The organism is Streptomyces sp. NPDC034049 (genome assembly GCF_055575575.1).
In genome coordinates, this window is record NZ_JBVISJ010000009.1 from 270650 (window position 1) to 288300 (window position 17651).

Below are 17651 nucleotides of genomic sequence, written 5' to 3' on the forward strand. Positions count from 1 at the left end.
GATTCAGCACCGGAAACTATGAGCGCCATGCCGGGCTGTCAACCCCCCAGGTCAAGTCGGCTTTCCGTGACCTGGCCGCGACCTCTCCTATCGAAAAAATTTCGACCGAGACCCATTGACGTGACCTGGGCGGGGTGCCTAACGTCCCGGCAACCCAGTTGAAACCTTTCACGACGCAGTGAGGCAGCTTCTCCGCTAGCCACCGGCCGTCGTCGAGGAGCCCTCATGACCCACCGGTCCGACAAGGGTCCGGCCCCCGTTCTCGCTCTGAAGGGCGTCTCCAAGTCCTTCGGCGCCGTACGCGCCCTGCGGGACGTGTCCCTGGAACTGTTCCCGGGCGAGGTGCACGCACTCGCCGGAGAGAACGGCGCGGGCAAGTCGACCCTCATCAAGAGCCTCGCCGGGGTGCACCGACCGGACTCCGGTCAGGTGCTCCTGGACGGCGAGCCCACCGTGTTCCACGGCCCGGCCGACGCCCGCGACGCGGGCATCGCCGTGATCTACCAGGAGCCCACGCTCTTCCCCGACCTCTCGATCGCCGAAAACATCTTCATGGGCCGCCAGCCGCGGCGCGCCCTCGGCCGCATCGACCACAGGGCCACCCACGCGGCCACCCTCGCGCTGATGCAGCGGCTCGGTGTCGAACTCGACCCCGACCGCCCGGCACGCGGCCTGTCCATCGCCGACCAGCAGATCGTCGAGATCGCCAAGGCGCTCTCCTTCGACGCCCGCGTCCTGATCATGGACGAGCCCACGGCGGCCCTCACCGGCAGCGAGGTGGCCCGGCTCTTCGGCGTCGTCCGCACCCTGCGCGAGCAGGGCTCGGCCGTCCTCTTCATCTCCCACCGCCTGGAGGAGATCTTCCAGATCTGCCAGCGCGTCACCACGCTGCGCGACGGGGCCTGGATCTCCAGCGAACCGATCGACGGCATGACCGAGGACGACCTGGTCCGCCGCATGGTCGGCCGCGACCTGGACGAGCTCTACCCGAAGCAGGAGGTCGAGCCGGGCGAGGTCGCGCTCAGCGTGCGTCGGCTGACCCGCGAGGGCGTCTTCACCGATGTCTCCTTCGACGTTCGCCGGGGCGAGATCGTCGGCCTGGCCGGCCTCGTCGGCGCCGGCCGTACGGAGGTGGCGCGCGCCGTCTTCGGCATCGACCGCTGGGACGCCGGCGAGGTCACCCTCGACGGCAGGGCCCTCACCAACGGCGCCCCCTCCACCGCGATGGCCGCCGGGCTCGCCCTGGTCCCCGAGGACCGCCGCGCTCAGGGCCTGGTGATGGACATGTCCATCGAGCGCAACATCGGCCTCACCGGACTCCGTACGACCGTGCGGGCCGGCCTCATGGACCGGGGCGCCGAGCGCAGCCGCTCCCTCGACTGGGCCGTCAAGCTCCAGGTGAAGTACGCCCGGATCGCCGACACCGTCAACACCCTGTCCGGCGGCAACCAGCAGAAGGTCGTCCTCGCCAAGTGGCTCGCCACCGGCCCGAAGGTGCTGATCGTCGACGAGCCCACCCGCGGCATCGACGTCGGCACGAAGGCCGAAGTGCACCGCCTGCTCAGCGAGTTGGCCGCCGACGGCGTGGCCGTGCTGATGATCTCCTCCGACCTGCCCGAGATCCTCGGCATGGCCGACCGCGTGCTCGTGATGCACGAGGGCCGGCTCACCGCCGAGATCCCTCGCTCCGAAGCCACCGAGGAATCCGTGATGGCCGCAGCCACCGGGAGGGCCGCCGCATGACGGTGACCACCCCTCAGAACACCCCCGTCGCCGAGGTGCCCAAGTCCAGCGGCACCCGGCTCGTGGACCGCGTCTTCAAGATGCGCGAACTCGCCATCCTGGTCGTCTTCCTGGTGATGATCGTCGTCACCCAGCTGGGCAACAGCGAGTTCCTCACCGAACAGGGCATCAAGGACCTGCTGCTCAACGCGACCATCCTGGTGCTGGTCGCCGTCGGCCAGTCACTGGTCGTCATCACCCGCAACGTCGACCTCTCGGTCGGCTCCATCCTCGGTATCAGCGCCTTCGCCGCCGGTTCGTACCTCCAGGGCGGCGGCAACGCGGTCGTGGCCGTCCTGCTGGCGGTCCTGATGGGTATCGGCTTCGGCCTGCTGAACGGACTGCTGGTCAGCCTCGGCCAGGTGCCCGCCCTCGTCGTCACCCTCGGCACGCTCTACATCATCCGCGGCATCGACTCCATCTGGGTCGGCTCCCGCCAGATCGTCGCCTCCGGCCTCCCGGACGACTTCATCGACTTCGGCTCCGGCGGCATCTCCGCGGTGCCCTACCTCGCCCTGATCGCGCTGGTGGTCCTGGTGGCCACGGCGTACTACCTGAAGCACTTCGGCAGCGGACGCGAGCTGTACGCGCTCGGCTCCAACCCGGAGGCCGCCCGCCTGGCCGGCATCCCGGTCCGCAAGCGGATCCTGCTGGCGTACACCTTCTGCGGCGCCCTCGCCGGCCTCGCCGGCGCGCTCTACCTGGCCCGCTTCGGCAACGTCGACTCCAGCACCGGCAACGGCTACGAACTCACCGTCGTCAGCGCGGTCGTGGTCGGCGGTGTCGTCTTCACCGGCGGCTCCGGCAGTGTCTACGGCGCGGCGCTCGGTGCCCTGCTGCTGACCTCCATCAACAGCGTGCTGCCCGCCCTCGGCGTCAGCTCGGTGTGGGTGCTCGCCATCAACGGCATCCTGCTCATCCTCGCCATCGCCGTGGACCGCGTGGTCGCGGTGCGCGTGGCGACCGCACTGAAGAAGAGGAACGCCCGCCATGGCTGACTCCACGCTGTCGCGCGCCGTCCGCTGGGACACGGTCGTCGGCGCCCTCCTCATCGTCGTGCTCCTGCTGTCCTTCACCACCGTCGACGGCTTCGGCAACGCGCTCAACCTGTCCTTCCTGATCGGCAACACCCTGCCGATCGCGCTGGTCGCCCTGCCGATGACCCTCCTCGTGGTCTCCGGCGAGATCGACCTCTCGGTCGCCTCCACCGCCGGTCTCTCCGGCGCGGTGATGGGCGCCCTGTGGAACCAGGGCATGACCATCGAGACGATCATCCCGATCTGTCTGGCCCTCGGCGTGGTCTGCGGACTGATCAACGGCCTGCTGGTCACCAAGCTCGGTCTGTCCTCCCTCGCCGTCACCATCGGCACGCTCGCCGCCTACCGGGGCATCGCGCAGATCGTCCTCGGCTCCGACGCGGTCACCGACTTCCCCACCCAGTACCTGGACTTCGCGGCCGGCCGGATCGGCGACAGCTTCGTCCCGCAGGCCTTCGTCCCCTTCCTGGTCCTGCTGGTGATCGCCGTGATCGCCCTGCACGCCACCCCCTTCGGCCGCTCGGTCTTCGCGACCGGAGCGAGCGAGGAGGCCGCCCGGTTCGCCGGCATCCGGGTCAAGCGGCAGAAGCTGATCCTCTTCACGGTGACCGGCCTGATGGCCTCCCTCACCGGCATCTTCTGGGCCCTGCACTACGCCAGCGCCCGCTACGACAACGCCACCGGGCTCGAACTCTCGGTCGTCGCCGCCGTCCTGCTCGGCGGTATCGACTTCGACGGCGGCAAGGGAACGCTAGGCGGCGCGATCGCCGGCGTGTTCCTCCTCGGCACCCTGCAGAACGTCATGAGCCTCCAGGACGTCTCCGCCCAGTCGCAGATCGTCGTCACCGGCGTCCTGCTCGTCCTCTCCGTGCTCGGCCCCCGGGTCGCACGCCAGATCTCCGTCGCCAGGGCCGGCCGCAGAGCCGCCCCCGCGCCGGTCACCAAGGCGCCCACTCCAGCCCCCTGAACGGCTGGGCCCCCACCGCCGTCCCGTACACCGCCACCCGTCCGCCCCTCCGTATCAAAGGACCCCTCATGCGCAAGGCCACCCTTCGTCGCTCCTGTGCGGCGCTCGCCGCCGTCACCTCCTTCGCCCTCGGCGTCACCGCCTGCGGCGGCACCACCAAGAGCGACGTCAAGGACGACTCCGCCTCCGCCGCGGCCACCGGCAAGGCCGACCCCGACGCCGAACTGAAGAAGGGCCTGACCGTCGGCTTCCTGCCGAAGCAGGTCAACAACCCGTACTTCACCTCCGCCGACAAGGGCGGCGAGGCGGCCCTGAAGGAGCTGGGCTCCAGCTACAAGGAGGTCGGCCCGTCCAGCGCCACGGACACCTCCGGCCAGGTCAGTTACGTCAACACGCTCACCCAGCAGCAGGTCGACGCCATGGCCGTCTCCGCGCAGGACCCGGGCGCCCTGTGCACCGCGCTCAAGCAGGCCATGAGCAACGACATCAAGGTCGTCACCTACGACTCCGACACCAAGCCGGAGTGCCGCAACGCCTTCGTCTCGCAGGCCAGCGCCGAGGACCTGGGCCGCACCGAGGTCCAGCTGCTCGCCGAGCAGATCGACTACAAGGGCGAGATCGCGATCCTCTCGGCCGCGCAGACCGCGACCAACCAGAACACCTGGATCGAGTTCATGAAGGACGAACTCAAGGACCCCAAGTACAAGGACATCAAGCTCGTCAAGGTCGCCTACGGTGACGACGACGCCCAGAAGTCCTTCCAGCAGACCCAGGGCCTGCTCCAGGAGTACCCGAACCTGAAGGGGATCATCTCCCCGACCACGGTCGGCATCAAGGCCGCCGCCCAGTACCTGTCGGGCTCCAAGTACAAGGGCAAGGTCATGCTGACCGGCCTCGGCACCCCCAACGACATGCGCAAGTACGTCAAGAACGGCACCGTCGAGGCGTTCGAGCTGTGGGACCCGGCGAAGCTCGGCGAGCTGGCCGCCCGTACCTCGGTCGCGCTGGTCTCCGGCCAGATCACCGGCAAGGAGGGCGAGACCTTCACCGCCGGTGACATGGGCGAGTACACCATCGGCAAGGACGGCGTCATCAGCCTCGGCAAGCCCACCGTGTTCAACAAGGAGAACATCGACAAGTTCGACTTCTGATCCCCGCGGACGAGTTACAGCCACCCCCCTCACACCCCAGGAGCGGTATCTCATGCAGCGCGTCTGCTTCCTCCTCAAGGTCCGTCAGGACCGGATCGACGAGTACCGCGAGCGGCACGCCGCCGTGTGGCCGGAGATGCTCGAAGCACTCTCGGCCACCGGCTGGCACAACTACTCCCTCTTCCTGCGCGACGACGGCCTGCTGGTCGGCTACCTGGAGACCGAGGACTTCCAGGCCGCGCTGGCCGGCATGGAGGCCGCCGAGGTCAACGCCCGCTGGCAGAAGGAGATGGCGCCGTTCTTCGAGTCCCTCGACGGCGCCCGGCCCGACGAGGCCATGAAGCCGCTCACCGAGGTCTTCCACCTCGCCTGAACCCGTTCACCCCTCGCCCGACCCCCTCCCGTACCCGTACCCCCCGTTCCCCTTCTCGTTCGACGACGGAGTCCCCGAGATGAAGAGACGTACGCTGCTCGGTGCCGCACTCGCCGGTGCCGTGGTGACCCCCGCCCTCGGCGCCGCCACCGCCCGCGCCGCCGACCCCGGACCGTCGGTCACCCAGACCGGCAACACCCTGCTCGACAGCCAGGCCATCTACTTCGTGTCCTACGACGGACTGGTCAACAACAACGCGTTCCAGAAGAACGCCCTGCTCACCTACAAGGGCTACCAGTACGCCGTCTGGTACACCGCCGACCGCAACGCCGTCGTCGGCCGCAGGGTCCTCGGCTCCGGCACCTGGTCCACCGTCAAGGTCGGCCACACGCTGCGCTACAACGACTCCCACAACGTGATCTCCATGGGCGTCTCCAAGGTCGACGGCCGCCTCCACCTCAACATGGACTCGCACAGCGACGGCTTCACCTACGTCAAGTCCGTCGCCGGCCTCATGGACGACCCGGCCGGCCTGAGCTGGACCACCAGCCGCTTCGGCGCCCCGCAGTCCACCCTCGACGGCCTCGCCCTCACCTCGCAGTTCACCTACCCGCAGTTCGTCTCGATGCCCGACGGCAAGCTCCAGCTGAGCTACCGCGCCGGCATCTCCGGCAACGGCCGCAACGCCCTCGCCGAGTACAACGGCACCTCCTGGACCAACCTCGGTGAGTGGACGTCCTCCACCGGCACCTACACCAGCGAGCACGGCTCCTCGACGGCCCGCAACATGTATCTGCACGGCATCGACTACGACCGCAACGGGCGCCTGCACGCCATGTTCACGTGGCGCGAGCAGAACGGCGCCGTCATGTGCAACAGCGGCGGCATCACCAACCACGACACCGGCTACGTCTACTCGGACGACCTCGGCCGCACCTGGCGCAACAACGCGGGCGCCGTGGTCGGCACCACCGGCGGCTCCGACAAGGTCTCCGTCACCGACGCAGGCCTCGTCGTGGACGCGCTCAACCCGGACCACTCCCTGATGAACCAGGAGAGCCAGTGGACCGACTCCGCCGGCCGACCGCACGCGATCATCAGCTATGTGCCCGGCCGCTTCGGCCAGTGCACCACGAACTACGTCGCCGACCGCACCGCCAACGGCCGGGCCTTCCTCGTCCGCAAGAGCTCCTCCGGAGCCTGGGCGAAGACCGAGATACCGGTGCCGCTGAACTCCAGCCAGCGCACCAAACTGGTCATGGACAAGTACAACAACGCCTACGCGCTCTTCCCGTTCGGCCGGATCGCCGGAGCCACCGCGGCGTCCGGGCACACCGACTGGAAGATCCTGTTCGACGGTTCCGGGCTGAACGCCTTCGGCGAGGTCGTGTTCGACGAGAGCCGGATCGCCCAGGACAACGTCCTGTCCGTGATGTACCAGGTGAAGTCGAGCGGCACCACACCGTCGGCGCTCCGCGTGATCGACTTCGCTCTGCCCGCCTGACACCCCCTGTACGAGGGTGACGTTCCACCTCCTGACCGGGCCGTTCGCGCGGCGGCCCGACGGTAATGTGAACGTATGCCCGCCGCTCCGTACCTTCCTGGAGGTCCCCGTCCGATGTCGCAGTCGGTGGGTATCAAGGACGTCGCCGCCGCCGCCGGAGTCTCCGTCGGCACGGTCTCGAACGTCATCAACCGGCCGGACTCGGTCGCCTCCGGCACCCGCGCCCGCGTGCTGGCCGCCATCGACCGCCTCGGCTATGTCCGCAGCGAGTCGGCGCGCCAGCTGCGGGCCGGGCGGAGCCGGATCATGGGGCTGCTCGTGCTCGACATGGGCAACCCCTTCTTCGTCGACGTCGCGCGCGGTGCCGAGCGGGCCGCGCGCGACGCCGGGCTCGGCGTGATGGTCTGCAACAGCGCGCAGAGCGCCGGAGAGGAGTCCGAGTACCTCTCGCTCTTCGCCGAACAGCGGGTGCGTGGGGTGTTGCTGACCCCCGCCGACGCCACGGGACGCAACATCGAGGCGTTCCGCCGCCACGGCATCCCCTTCGTCCTCGTCGACCGGGTCGCCGAGGGCACCACCGAGTGCTCGGTCTCCGTCGACGACGTCGCGGGAGGTGCCCTCGCCGTACGTCATCTGGTGGACGCGGGCCACCGCTCCATCGCGTACGTCAGCGGTCCGGCGGGGCTCAACCAGGTCCGTGACCGCCGTACGGGCGCCCTGGGCGCGCTACAGGAGGCGAGTCTCGGCCCCGAGGCCCTGCGGGAGTTGCCCACCGACCGCCTCGACGTGGCCGCCGGCCGGGACGCGGGCGCCCGCCTGCTCGGCCTCGCCGACCGCCCGACGGCCGTGTTCTGCGCCAACGACCTGCTCGCCCTCGGCGTGCTCCAGGCCATGTACGCGGCCGGGGTGAGCGTCCCCGAGGATCTCGCCATCGTCGGCTACGACGACATCGAGTTCGCCGCCGCGGCCGCCGTCCCCCTCACCTCCGTACGGCAGCCCGCCGTCACCATGGGCGCCCTCGCCGCCGAACTCCTGCTGGAGGAGACCGAGGCCGACACCGCGACCGTCCCGCACGAGCACCGGCGGGTCGTCCTCCAGCCGGAACTGGTGGTGCGGCGCTCCAGCCTCTCGGCACGCTGAGCGCCCGTTCAGCGGCCGACCACCGACCGCGGCCGGGGTACTGATCGACGGTTCAGTGAGAATTTCTTGATCCACGGGGTCGGCCGGGCGGAGAATCTGTGCTGGACTGGACCACGGCCTGGAATCCGTCCGCTCAGGGAGCCCTGTTGTCCGTCAGCTACCGGCAGCCCGGTGTCGTCCTCACCGACCGTCGCTTCACCGTCCCCCTCGACCACGACGACCCGGCGGGGGAGCGGATCGAGCTCTACGCGCGCGAGGTCGTCGCGAGCGACAAGGCGGACGCCGAACTGCCCTGGCTGGTCTATCTGCAGGGCGGCCCCGGCTTCGGGGCGAACCGTTTCGTCGGCCGTGAGGCCTGGCTGGACCGGGCCCTGCGGGAGTACCGGGTGCTGCTCCTGGACCAGCGCGGCACCGGCGCCTCCACCCCCGCCAACCGCCAGACCCTCCCCGCGCGCGGCGGCCCCGCCGAACAGGCCGACTACCTGGCCCGCTTCCGCGCCGACTCCATCGTCCGCGACTGCGAGGCCATCCGCCCCGAGGTCACCGGCGGCGCCCCCTGGGCCGTCCTCGGCCAGAGCTTCGGCGGCTTCTGCACGGTCACCTACCTCTCGATCGCCCCCGAGGGCCTGAGCACCGCCGTCATCACCGGCGGCCTGCCCACGCTGGACGGTCACGCCGACGACGTCTACCGCGCCGCCTACCCGCGCATCGAGCGCAAGGTCGCCGCGCACTACGCCCGCTACCCCCAGGACGTCGAGCGGGCCCGCCGGATCGCCGAGCACCTCCTCGAACACGAGCCCGTGCTGCACGGCGGCTACCGGCTCACCGTCGAGGCCTTCCAGTCCCTCGGCATCCTCCTCGGCCGCGGCGACGGCAGCCACCGGCTGCACCACCTGCTGGAGGACGCCTTCGTGCGCACCCCGCAGGGCCCCGAGCTCTCCGACGCGTTCCAGGAGACGGTCCAGAGCCTGCTCTCCTTCGCCGGGCACCCCCTGTACGCCCTCGTCCACGAGGCCTGCTACGGCCAGGGCGAGCGGCCCACCGCCTGGTCCGCCGAGCGGGTGCGCGCGGAGTTCCCGCAGTTCGACGCCGCCAAGACGCTCACCGGCGACGGGCCGGTCCTCTTCACGGGGGAGTCCGTCCACCCCTGGACCTTCGCCACCGACCCGGCCCTGCGTCCCCTGCGCGACACCGCCGAGGAACTGGCCGCCCGCACCGACTGGGCCCCGCTGTACGACCCGGCCCGCCTCGCCGTCAACGAGGTCCCGGTCGCCGCCGCGATCTACCACGACGACATGTACGTCGACACCGCCCACTCCCTCAGGACGGCCCGCTCGATCCGGGGCCTGCGCACCTGGGTCACGGACGAGTACGAGCACGACGGCGTACGCGCCGGGGGCCCGAGGGTGCTGGACCGGTTGCTGGCGCTGACGCGCGACGAGGCGTGATCACCGGCGCGGGACCGGGGCCCGGCGTTACTGTGCCGACATGACCGAGCCGCAGCAGGACCAGCTCAAGCCCCTGCCCGACGACTGGCGCCGCGCCCTCGCCGTGGTGGCCCACCCGGACGACCTCGAGTACGGCTGCTCGGCGGCGATCGCCGCGTGGACCGACGCGGGCCGTGAGGTCGCGTACGTCCTGGCGACGCGCGGCGAGGCGGGCATCGACACCCTGGAGCCCGCGCGGTGCGGCCCGCTGCGGGAGCGGGAACAGCGGGCGAGCGCCGCCGTGGTCGGTGTCTCGACGGTCGAGTTCCTCGACCACCGGGACGGCGTCATCGAGTACGGGCCCGCCCTGCGCCGGGACATCGCGGCCGCCGTCCGCCGGCACCGCCCCGAACTGCTCATCACCCTCAACCACCGCGACACCTGGGGCGGGGTCGCCTGGAACACCCCCGATCACGTGGCGGTGGGCCGCGCCACGCTCGACGCCGCCGGTGACGCGGGCAACCGCTGGATCTTCCCCGACCTCCTCGACCAGGGCCTGCAACCCTGGGACGGCGTCCGCTGGGTCGCCGTCGCCGGCTCCTCCAGCCCCACCCACGCGGTCGACGCCACCGCCGGCCTCGACCGCGCGGTCGCCTCCCTCCTCGAACACCGCACCTACCTGGACGTGCTCACGAAGGAGGACCCCGAGACGTACGTGCGCGACTTCCTCACCGGCGTCGCCCGGACCACGGGGGAGCGGTTCGGCGGCAGACCGGCCGTCGCCTTCGAGGTGTTCGCGCGCTGACGGGGAGACCGACGGCGGCTCGTTAGGGTGAACCCCATGGAACAGAGATCCGGAGAAGCCCTCGATCCACTCACCCTGCGTGATCTGCGCGCGGACTGCGGCAGTTGCTTCGGCCTGTGCTGTGTCGCCCTGCCCTTCGCCCGCTCGGCGGACTTCGCCGTCGACAAGTCGGCGGGCAAGGCGTGCGGCAACCTCCGGGAGGACTTCCGGTGCGGTGTCCACGACCGGCTGCGGACCGAGGGGTTCAGCGGCTGCACGGTCTACGACTGCTTCGGCGCGGGGCAGAAGGTCTCGCAGGGCACGTTCGGGGGAGAGAGCTGGCGGACCGGCGGCCGCGAGCACGCCCGGCTGATGTTCGACGTCTTCCCGGTCGTCCGCCAACTCCACGAACTGCTCTGGTACTTGACCGAATCGCTGACCCTGCCCGCCGCCCGCCCCGTGTACGCCGACCTCCGCCGGGCCCTCGACGAGACCGAGCGGCTGACCCGGCGGACGGCCGAGGAACTGGCGGAGCTGGACGTCGCCGCGCACCGGCAGCGTGTCAACGCCCTGTTGCTGAAGGTCAGCGACCTGATGCGCGCGGGCGCCGGACGCAGGCAGAACCGGCGGGGAGCGGACCTCATCGGCGCCCGCCTCAAGGGCGCCGACCTGCGAAAGGCCAACCTTCGGGGCGCCTACCTGATAGCCGCCGACCTGACCGGCGCGGATCTGCGCGGCGCGGACCTGATAGGCGCCGACCTCCGCGACACCGACCTCACCGACGCGGACCTGACCGGAGCCTTCTTCCTGACCCAGCCCCAGCTCAACGCGGCCCGCGGCACCGCTGGCACCCGGCTGCCGACGTCAGTCACCCGCCCCGGTCACTGGACAGCGTGACGGGGACGACGGCATCCGCGGGGCCTCGGGGGCGCTCGTCGGCTCGCCGTTCACCTCCGGGGCCGCGACGGCGGTGCCCAGCCCGCCACCCACCTGCCTCGCCACGTTCAGCCGCAGCCCGTCCGGCATCAGTGTCAGCCGCTCGGCCACCCGCAGCCGGTACGCGGGGTCCGGCCGCAACTCGTAGCGCCGCAGGAGCAGTCCGAGTACCAGCGTGGCCTCGTGGAGCGCGAACTGGCGGCCGATGCAGGCCCGCGCCCCCGTGCCGAACGGCTTGAACGTGTGCGGGGGCCGGGTGCGCACGGCTGTCGCGTCGAAGCGGTCCGGGTCGAACCGCTCGGCGTCCGGGCCCCAGACCTCCGGGTCCCGGTGCAGCATCGCGGCCAGCACCAGCGCCCAGGCGCCCCGCCGCATCGGATGGACCCCGCCCAGCACGGTGTCCTCGCGCGCCTCCCGCGAGAATGCGGGCGCCGTCGGCCACAGCCGCAGCGTCTCGTCCAGCACCCGGCGTACATACCGCAGCTTGGCCACCTGCTCGTAGCCGGGTCGCGCGGTGTCGCCCCACACCCGGTCCACCTCGGCGCGGGCGCGGGCGGCCAGGTCCGGACGCTGAGCGAGGTGGTGCAGGGCGAAGGAGAGGGCGCCCGAAGTGGTCTCGTGCCCGGCTATCAGGAACGTGATGACCTGGCGCCGGACGTTCTCGGCGGAGAGCCGCTCGCCGGTGTCCGGGTGCGCGGTCTCCAGCATGCGGTCGAGCAGGTCACCGTCCCCGGTGCCACCGCCACCCGACGACCGCCGCGCCCGCACCACCGTGTCGACCGTCTTGTTCAGATACGCCATGTCCTCCTGGTTGTGCCGGGTGGCCCCCCGCAGCAGCAGCGGGGCCAGCGGGTCGGGGACGACGTTGCGGCGCTGGGCGTATGTCAGGGTGCCGACCATCGCGGCGACGAAGGGGTGCGGCCGGGTGCGCTCGAAGGAGCCGAAGTCGTGGCCGAAGCCGGTGCGGGCGATCGTCTCCAGTGTCAGCTTGGTCATGTCGCCGGGCACGTCCACGACGTCGCCCGCCGCGCCCGCCCGGTCCCAGTGGTCCATCAGCCGCTCGGCGACGTCGAGCATCATCGGGTGGTAGCCGGCCATGGCCTCCCGGCTGAAGCCCGGGGCCAGGATGTCGTGCGCCAGCTGCCAGTTGGGCTCGTGGTTGTACGCCGTGAAGAGCCCGTCCCCGGCCACCGGCCGCAGATTGGCGACCCCCACGCCCACATGCTTGGCGAACCGCGACTCGTCCGCCAGCTCGGCCGCGAGCCCAGCGCCTCCCACCAAGACGATCTCCTTGCCGAACGCCTTCCGCCGGAAGATCGGCCCGAGCCGCCGCCCGAGGCGCAGGGAGTCCTGGACCGGCGTACGGATGTTCGTGCCGAGCACGTCGCCGACGACGGGCAGCCGATACGGGGGATGCGGTATGCGGTACAGCTCGGGCCAGCCCAGCTCCGCACCGCGGAACCCCTTGGTGCCAGTGGCCCCCGTCGTCGCCGTCATGACCCCATCTCCCCTGCTCGTCACGCCGAAGCTGTTGTACTCGGGTTCAATAACGGGCTCAGTGTCATCCTGCTGTTGAACTCGCGTCAAGTAAGGTGACGCCATGGCAGCCAAGCAGGAGGAGCGCCCGCGCCGACGGCTCAGTACCGAGGAGCGGCGGGAGCAGCTTCTCGCCGTCGGAACCAGGCTGTTCGCGGAGAGTTCGTACGACGACGTGTGGATCGAGCAGGTCGCCGAGATCGCCGGCGTCTCCCGAGGGCTGCTCTATCACTACTTCCCGAACAAGCGGGACTTCTTCGCGGCCGTCGTGGAGCGCGAGAGTGAGCGCATGCTGCGCACGATGGCCCCGGCCTCCGGTCGGTCGGCGCGCGAACGGCTCACCAACGGGGTCGACGTCTTCCTCGCGTATGTGGAGGAGCACGCCCACGGCTTCCGGGCCTTCCACCGTGCCGACGCCACGGGCGACCAGGCCGTGCGCAAGGTCTACCAGCGCGCACTGGCCGCGCAGGAGGCGCGGATCCTGGAGGCGCTCTCGAGGGACGCCGAGTTCGGGGCGGCGCTCGACGGGGGCCCGGAGACGCGGCTCGCCGTGCGGGGATGGCTGTCGTTCACGACGGCCGTCTGCTTGGAGTGGCTGCGGGGCTCGGAGTTGCCCCGGGAGCAGGTGCGGGATCTGTGTGTGCGGGCGCTGTTCGGAGTGCTCGCTCCCTGAGCCTCGTGCCGTGGGTCTTCCGTTTCACCGCCGCGTGTCCGCCCGGAGTTCAGTCACCTCGCTCATGCCCACATCGCCTTCGCCGGCGCTGTGCCGATGGAGCACTGGTCCCCGTCCGCGCAGCCGCTCGCGTCGCTTCGTGATCGGAATTTTCGCTGCCGAATCCCTCCGAAAGAACGGATCCAGCCGGGACGGCAGGGACAGGGCGGAGCGCAATTGTCAAAGCGATACCAACGGTGTGGCTGCCTGGCAGGGATACGGTGCACATTCATGCCGGGGTACATGTCCGCGTATCGATTGTCCACTGCCAAAAGTCACCGGAAATAGTGCCGCAGGCGTACGCCCGGCGAAGCAGCCTGGGCGGTGCGGGGCTGGAATCCGGACGCCAACTGCGGTGTCCATGACCAGCTTTGGATCCACCGGGCAGGTCGCGGTCCGCTTGGGGTGGCGCTGCGGGCGGATATTCGCACTGACGTAATCGCGTTTATCAGTTCGAATTCACCTGGAGGGAAAATGAATGAAGGAAGGCTTGACATTTAGACGGTTAGCCAGGAAGTGCTTGGGTATATCCGACGCGGAAGAATCATCCGATAAACGTATGACATTGCTCGATGGAGTCCCTTCCCCCACGTCTCCAGCACTCGAGAGATGTCAGTCCTCGACGATTCGGAGGCGTGCTCATGTCCCTACCGGTTGCCGAAATGGCCAGGATTCTGATCGTGCTGACCGTATTTCTGGTCGCGGCGCACCTCGGCGGATACCTTTTCGCACGGTTGAGCCAGCCTCCGGTGATCGGCGAGATCGTCGGGGGGCTGTTGCTCGGGGGCAGCGCCCTGGGCCTACTCGCTCCGTCGGTGAGCGGCTGGCTGGTGCCGTCCTCCAGCGCCACCGCCCATATGCTGGGCGCGGTCTACCAACTGGGCATGATCCTGATGGTCTTCCTGGCCGGGCTGGAGATGCGCCAGGGCGGTCTGGGTTCGGAGCGCAGGACCGTGCTGTTCACCACCGTCTCAGGCCTGGTGATCCCGTTCGTGGCAGGTCTGGCGGTCGCCCAGGTGGTGGACCCCGGCGGCCTGGCGGGCCCGCACGGATCCGCAGCGAACATCTCCCTGGTCATGGGCCTGGCCATCGCGGTGACTAGCATCCCGGTCATCTCCCGGATCATGATGGACCTCGGCATCATGGGCAGCCCCTTCGCCCGGATGGTGCTCACGGTCGCTGTCGTCGAGGACGTCCTTCTCTATGTCGTCCTCGCCGTGATCCTGGGGTTGGCCCACATCCGGGCGGACAGCTCCTACGGCCTGCCCGCCCTGCTCCCTGGTGACGGGATCGCTTGGGAGGTGGCCTATTACGCGGGCGCGTCGCTGCTGTTCTTCGCGGTCTGTCTCTCTGGAGGCCGTACGGCGTTCCAATGGCTGGCCATGGGCTCCCTGGGGAAGCTGGAGCGGCGCAGCCCGGCGGCGTTCCGCCTGATGTTCCTCTTCGCCCTGTGCCTGGGCTGCCTGGGCCTGGGGATCGATCCGATCTTCGGCGCGCTCATGGCGGGCATCGCCATGGCGGGCCACGAGACAGCGTCAACCGGGCAGGAGGCCGTGCGCGCGTTCTCGCTGGCCTTCTTCATCCCGATCTACTTCGCGCTCGTCGGCTTCCGCCTCGACCTCGTCCACGATCTCGACCTGTTCTTCTTCGGCTGGCTGTTCGTTCTGGCCTGTGTGGTCAAGTTCGGCAGCGTGTGGCTGGGGGCGCGCCTGGCCGGCAAGTCGCCGTCGTGGTCGACCCACTTCGCGGTGGCGATGAACGCCCGCGGCGGCCCGGGCATCATCCTGGCCTCGGTGACCTTTGGTGCGGGCGTCATCAACGGACGATTCTTCGTCGCCCTCGTGCTGCTGTCCGTTCTGACCTCCCAGCTGGCCGGGGCGTGGCTGACCCGGACGCTGTCCAGGGATCCCGCGCTCTTCTCCGCGGACCATCCGCCCTCGTCGACGGAGGCCGTTCCCGTAACCGACGCCGAGGGTGCCGAGGAGGACCGGCAGGAGCGAGCCGGTGCCGTGGACAGTGCCGCACAGCAGGTGGGTACGGCGATCACGTCGACCAGAGCCGACCCGAACGGACCGCCGTAGCAGGGCTGACGCGGGTGACGAGGGGCGCGGCAGCTGTCGAGAGGGCCAAGGCCGCCCGCATTTCGAGGCTCGGCGCTCTCGTGCTCCGCGTCTGGTGCGTTTCGGCGAACAGAAAGTTCCACACGGCGGCGGCTGCCGGTTGGCGTACGCCCCGATCTTCGATAGGTTAGGCAAGGCTTACCTAAGGGAGGTTTGGGATGGGTGACCGTCACACCTGGACGGCCGCGCCCGCCGCGGCGGAGCGTGCCCGCTCGGTGCTCGCGGCGGCGTGGTCCTGCGCGGTGACCGCCGAGGGCGGCCGCGAGGAGTTCGTCGGCGCGCACAGCGTCACGGAGGACGGCCGGGTGATCCTGTGCGTCCCCGAGGACAGTACGCTCGTCGCCGCGGCGATCTGCGCACCGCGCGGCGAGCCGTCCGCCGTGCTGGAGTTCGCCGACGTGGCGCCCGTCCCGGTGCGCAACCGCATCAGGGCCCGGCTGTGGATCGCCGGCTGGTTCGCCCCCAAGGACGGCGACCTGGAGTTCAAGGCCACCCGCATCGTGCTGCGCGAGCCGTCCGGCGCGGTCGTGGTCGACCTCGACGAGTTCGCCGCCGCCGCACCGGATCCGCTGGCCACGGCCGAGTCCCGGCTGCTGACGCACCTCGCCGACGCGCACCCGGACGCCGTCGAACGCCTCACCCGGCTCGTCCCGCACGACAGCCTGCACGGCGCCGTACGGGTCCAGCCGCTCGCCGTCGACCGGCACGGCCTGACCCTGCGCATCGAGCGGGCCCGCGGCAACGGCGACGTACGCCTGACGTTCCACAAGCCCGCCGACGACATGGCGCAGCTCACCGAGCGTATGCACATCCTGCTCTCCCAGGCGAGCGCCGCGTCCTGCCCGCGCGCGCTACAGCGGCAGCGCACAGACGGCGACGGGTGACGCGAACGGCTCGCCCGCGCGCCGCAGTTCACCGCTGTCCTGATCGACCCGGAAGACACTGACCGCGCTGGACCGCTGGAGCGCGGCGAACAACAGGCCGCCGTCCGGCGAGAGGGCGATCTGGCGCGGGAAGTCCCCGCCGACCGGCACGGTGTCCAGGAGCCGCAGCCGCGCGCCGTCCGCCTCGACCGCGTAGCGCGTCAGACTGTCGTGCCCGCGGTTGGCGAGGTAGGCGTACGCGCCGTTCGGCGTCACGACCAGCTGCGCCGGGTAGTTGGTGCCCGACCCCGTGCCCGTGGGCTGCGGTGGGCCGGGCGAGAGCCGCCCGCGGTCGGGCTCGTAGGCACAGACCACGACCGTGTTGTCGACCTCGTTGGCCAGATAGGCGTACCGGCCCTCGGGATGGAAGGTCAGGTGCCGGGGCCCCGCGCCCGGGCGGACGCTCGCCCGGGAGACCTCGGTGAGCGTGCCCCGGGACTCGTCCAGCCGGTAGGTGTAGACCGTGTCGGTGCCCAGATCGACGGCGAGGACATGACCGCCGTCGGGGCTCGTGACGATCTGGTGCGCGTGCGGCCCGTCCTGGCCGGGGCCCGGCGCCGGAGCGCGGTGCACCACCAGGTCCGTGCGCTCGCCCAGCGCGCCCGACTCCTCGACGGGGTGCACGGCGACACTGCCCGAGCCGTAGTTCGCGCTCAGCAGCCACCGCCCGCTCGGATGGACCGACAGATGGCAGGGCGCCTCGCCGCCGCTGCCGCGGGTGCCGAGGACCTTGCGGTCGGACAGCCGTACGGCGGTCACCCCGCCCTCCGGCCGCTCGTTCACCGCGTACAGCGTCCGCCCGTCCGGGTGCACGGCGAGGTACGACGGGTCGCCGACCCCGGTGATCGTCCCCTCGCCCGTGATCCGCCCGCTCCGGACGTCGTACGTCGCCACGCCGATCCCGGTGCCACCGCCCTCGGCCGAGGTGTAGGTGCCGAGGTAGAGCGGCTGGGGGCCGGTGCGGGCGGGGGAGGGGGAGGCGGTCGCGGACTCGGTGCCCGACCCGGCGGCCTCCGACGGAGCCGTCGACGTGCCGGACGCGGGGGAGGACGGCGCGGACCCGGCCGTCCCGTCGGACCCCGCGCAGCCCGCCAGGGCAGCCGGGAGGGCTCCCGCCAACAGTCCCAGGGCGCGGCGCCTGCTCCAGCCGCCCCGGTCCCCAACCGCCTCGCTCGTCATTCGTGCACCTCGGGTGTCGCGTCACTCGGCCGCCACCACCTTGACGGGTCGGGGCGCCCCGGCGCAAAGGCGCCGGGCGG

15 protein-coding genes are annotated in these 17651 nt (G+C 70.7%); 13 read left to right on the top strand and 2 right to left on the bottom strand.

Annotated features, from left to right (window positions below):
- The first annotated feature begins 225 nt into the window (after window positions 1-225).
- The 10 genes from ACZ52C_RS26155 (at window position 226) to ACZ52C_RS26200 (ending at window position 11062) form a co-directional block, all read left to right on the top strand.
- Complete coding sequence (locus ACZ52C_RS26155; RefSeq protein WP_469077037.1) at window positions 226-1743, top strand: sugar ABC transporter ATP-binding protein; 1518 nt, start codon at window positions 226-228, stop codon at window positions 1741-1743.
- Complete coding sequence (locus ACZ52C_RS26160) at window positions 1740-2780, top strand: ABC transporter permease (protein WP_469077038.1); 1041 nt, start codon at window positions 1740-1742, stop codon at window positions 2778-2780. Before ACZ52C_RS26155 ends, ACZ52C_RS26160 begins: the two co-directional genes overlap by 4 nt.
- Window positions 2773-3786 carry an ABC transporter permease gene (locus tag ACZ52C_RS26165; protein ID WP_469077039.1) on the top strand — a complete coding sequence of 338 codons (1014 nt, stop codon included), beginning with the start codon at window positions 2773-2775 and terminating at the stop codon, window positions 3784-3786. Before ACZ52C_RS26160 ends, ACZ52C_RS26165 begins: the two co-directional genes overlap by 8 nt.
- Before the next feature lie 68 nt (window positions 3787-3854).
- Window positions 3855-4937: a rhamnose ABC transporter substrate-binding protein gene (gene rhaS / locus ACZ52C_RS26170; protein ID WP_469077040.1), complete on the top strand. Its 1083-nt coding sequence runs from the start codon at window positions 3855-3857 to the stop codon at window positions 4935-4937.
- 52 nt (window positions 4938-4989) lie between these two features.
- A complete protein-coding gene (locus ACZ52C_RS26175; RefSeq protein WP_030043960.1) occupies window positions 4990-5310 on the top strand; it encodes an L-rhamnose mutarotase in 321 nt (106 codons plus the stop codon).
- Window positions 5311-5389: 79 nt separating this feature from the next.
- Window positions 5390-6814, top strand: coding sequence for a BNR repeat-containing protein (locus ACZ52C_RS26180; protein WP_469077041.1), 1425 nt, complete (start codon window positions 5390-5392; stop codon window positions 6812-6814).
- 114 nt (window positions 6815-6928) lie between these two features.
- Window positions 6929-7954, top strand: a complete 1026-nt coding sequence (locus ACZ52C_RS26185; protein WP_469077042.1) for a LacI family DNA-binding transcriptional regulator — start codon at window positions 6929-6931, stop codon at window positions 7952-7954.
- Between the two features lie 146 nt (window positions 7955-8100).
- The gene (locus ACZ52C_RS26190; RefSeq protein WP_469077166.1) at window positions 8101-9402 is read left to right on the top strand and encodes an alpha/beta fold hydrolase; all 1302 of its coding nucleotides are present in this window, start codon (window positions 8101-8103) and stop codon (window positions 9400-9402) included.
- A gap of 40 nt (window positions 9403-9442) precedes the next feature.
- Window positions 9443-10186 (top strand): PIG-L deacetylase family protein, encoded by a 744-nt coding sequence (locus ACZ52C_RS26195; RefSeq protein WP_469077043.1) that lies wholly within the window; start codon window positions 9443-9445, stop codon window positions 10184-10186.
- A 36-nt stretch (window positions 10187-10222) separates the two neighbouring features.
- Window positions 10223-11062: a pentapeptide repeat-containing protein gene (locus tag ACZ52C_RS26200; RefSeq protein WP_469077044.1), complete on the top strand. Its 840-nt coding sequence runs from the start codon at window positions 10223-10225 to the stop codon at window positions 11060-11062.
- Here ACZ52C_RS26200 and ACZ52C_RS26205 read toward each other — a convergent pair.
- The gene (locus ACZ52C_RS26205) at window positions 11030-12598 is read right to left on the bottom strand and encodes a cytochrome P450 (protein WP_469077045.1); all 1569 of its coding nucleotides are present in this window, start codon (window positions 12596-12598) and stop codon (window positions 11030-11032) included. The genes ACZ52C_RS26200 and ACZ52C_RS26205 overlap by 33 nt on opposite strands.
- A 103-nt stretch (window positions 12599-12701) precedes the next feature.
- Here ACZ52C_RS26205 and ACZ52C_RS26210 point away from each other — a divergent pair, with 103 nt between their 5' ends.
- From ACZ52C_RS26210 to ACZ52C_RS26220, 3 genes are all read left to right on the top strand, one after another.
- Entirely contained in the window at window positions 12702-13310 is a 609-nt protein-coding gene (locus ACZ52C_RS26210; RefSeq protein ID WP_469077046.1) for a TetR/AcrR family transcriptional regulator, read from the top strand.
- 719 nt (window positions 13311-14029) lie between these two features.
- The gene (locus tag ACZ52C_RS26215; RefSeq protein WP_469077047.1) at window positions 14030-15430 is read left to right on the top strand and encodes a cation:proton antiporter; all 1401 of its coding nucleotides are present in this window, start codon (window positions 14030-14032) and stop codon (window positions 15428-15430) included.
- 197 nt (window positions 15431-15627) lie between these two features.
- Window positions 15628-16353: a DUF2470 domain-containing protein gene (locus ACZ52C_RS26220; protein WP_215453771.1), complete on the top strand. Its 726-nt coding sequence runs from the start codon at window positions 15628-15630 to the stop codon at window positions 16351-16353.
- On the opposite strand, the gene ACZ52C_RS26225 is transcribed toward ACZ52C_RS26220, so the two are convergent.
- Entirely contained in the window at window positions 16321-17571 is a 1251-nt protein-coding gene (locus tag ACZ52C_RS26225; protein ID WP_469077048.1) for a lactonase family protein, read from the bottom strand. The two genes, ACZ52C_RS26220 and ACZ52C_RS26225, sit on opposite strands and share 33 nt — an antisense overlap.
- Between the last annotated feature and the right edge of the window lie 80 nt (window positions 17572-17651).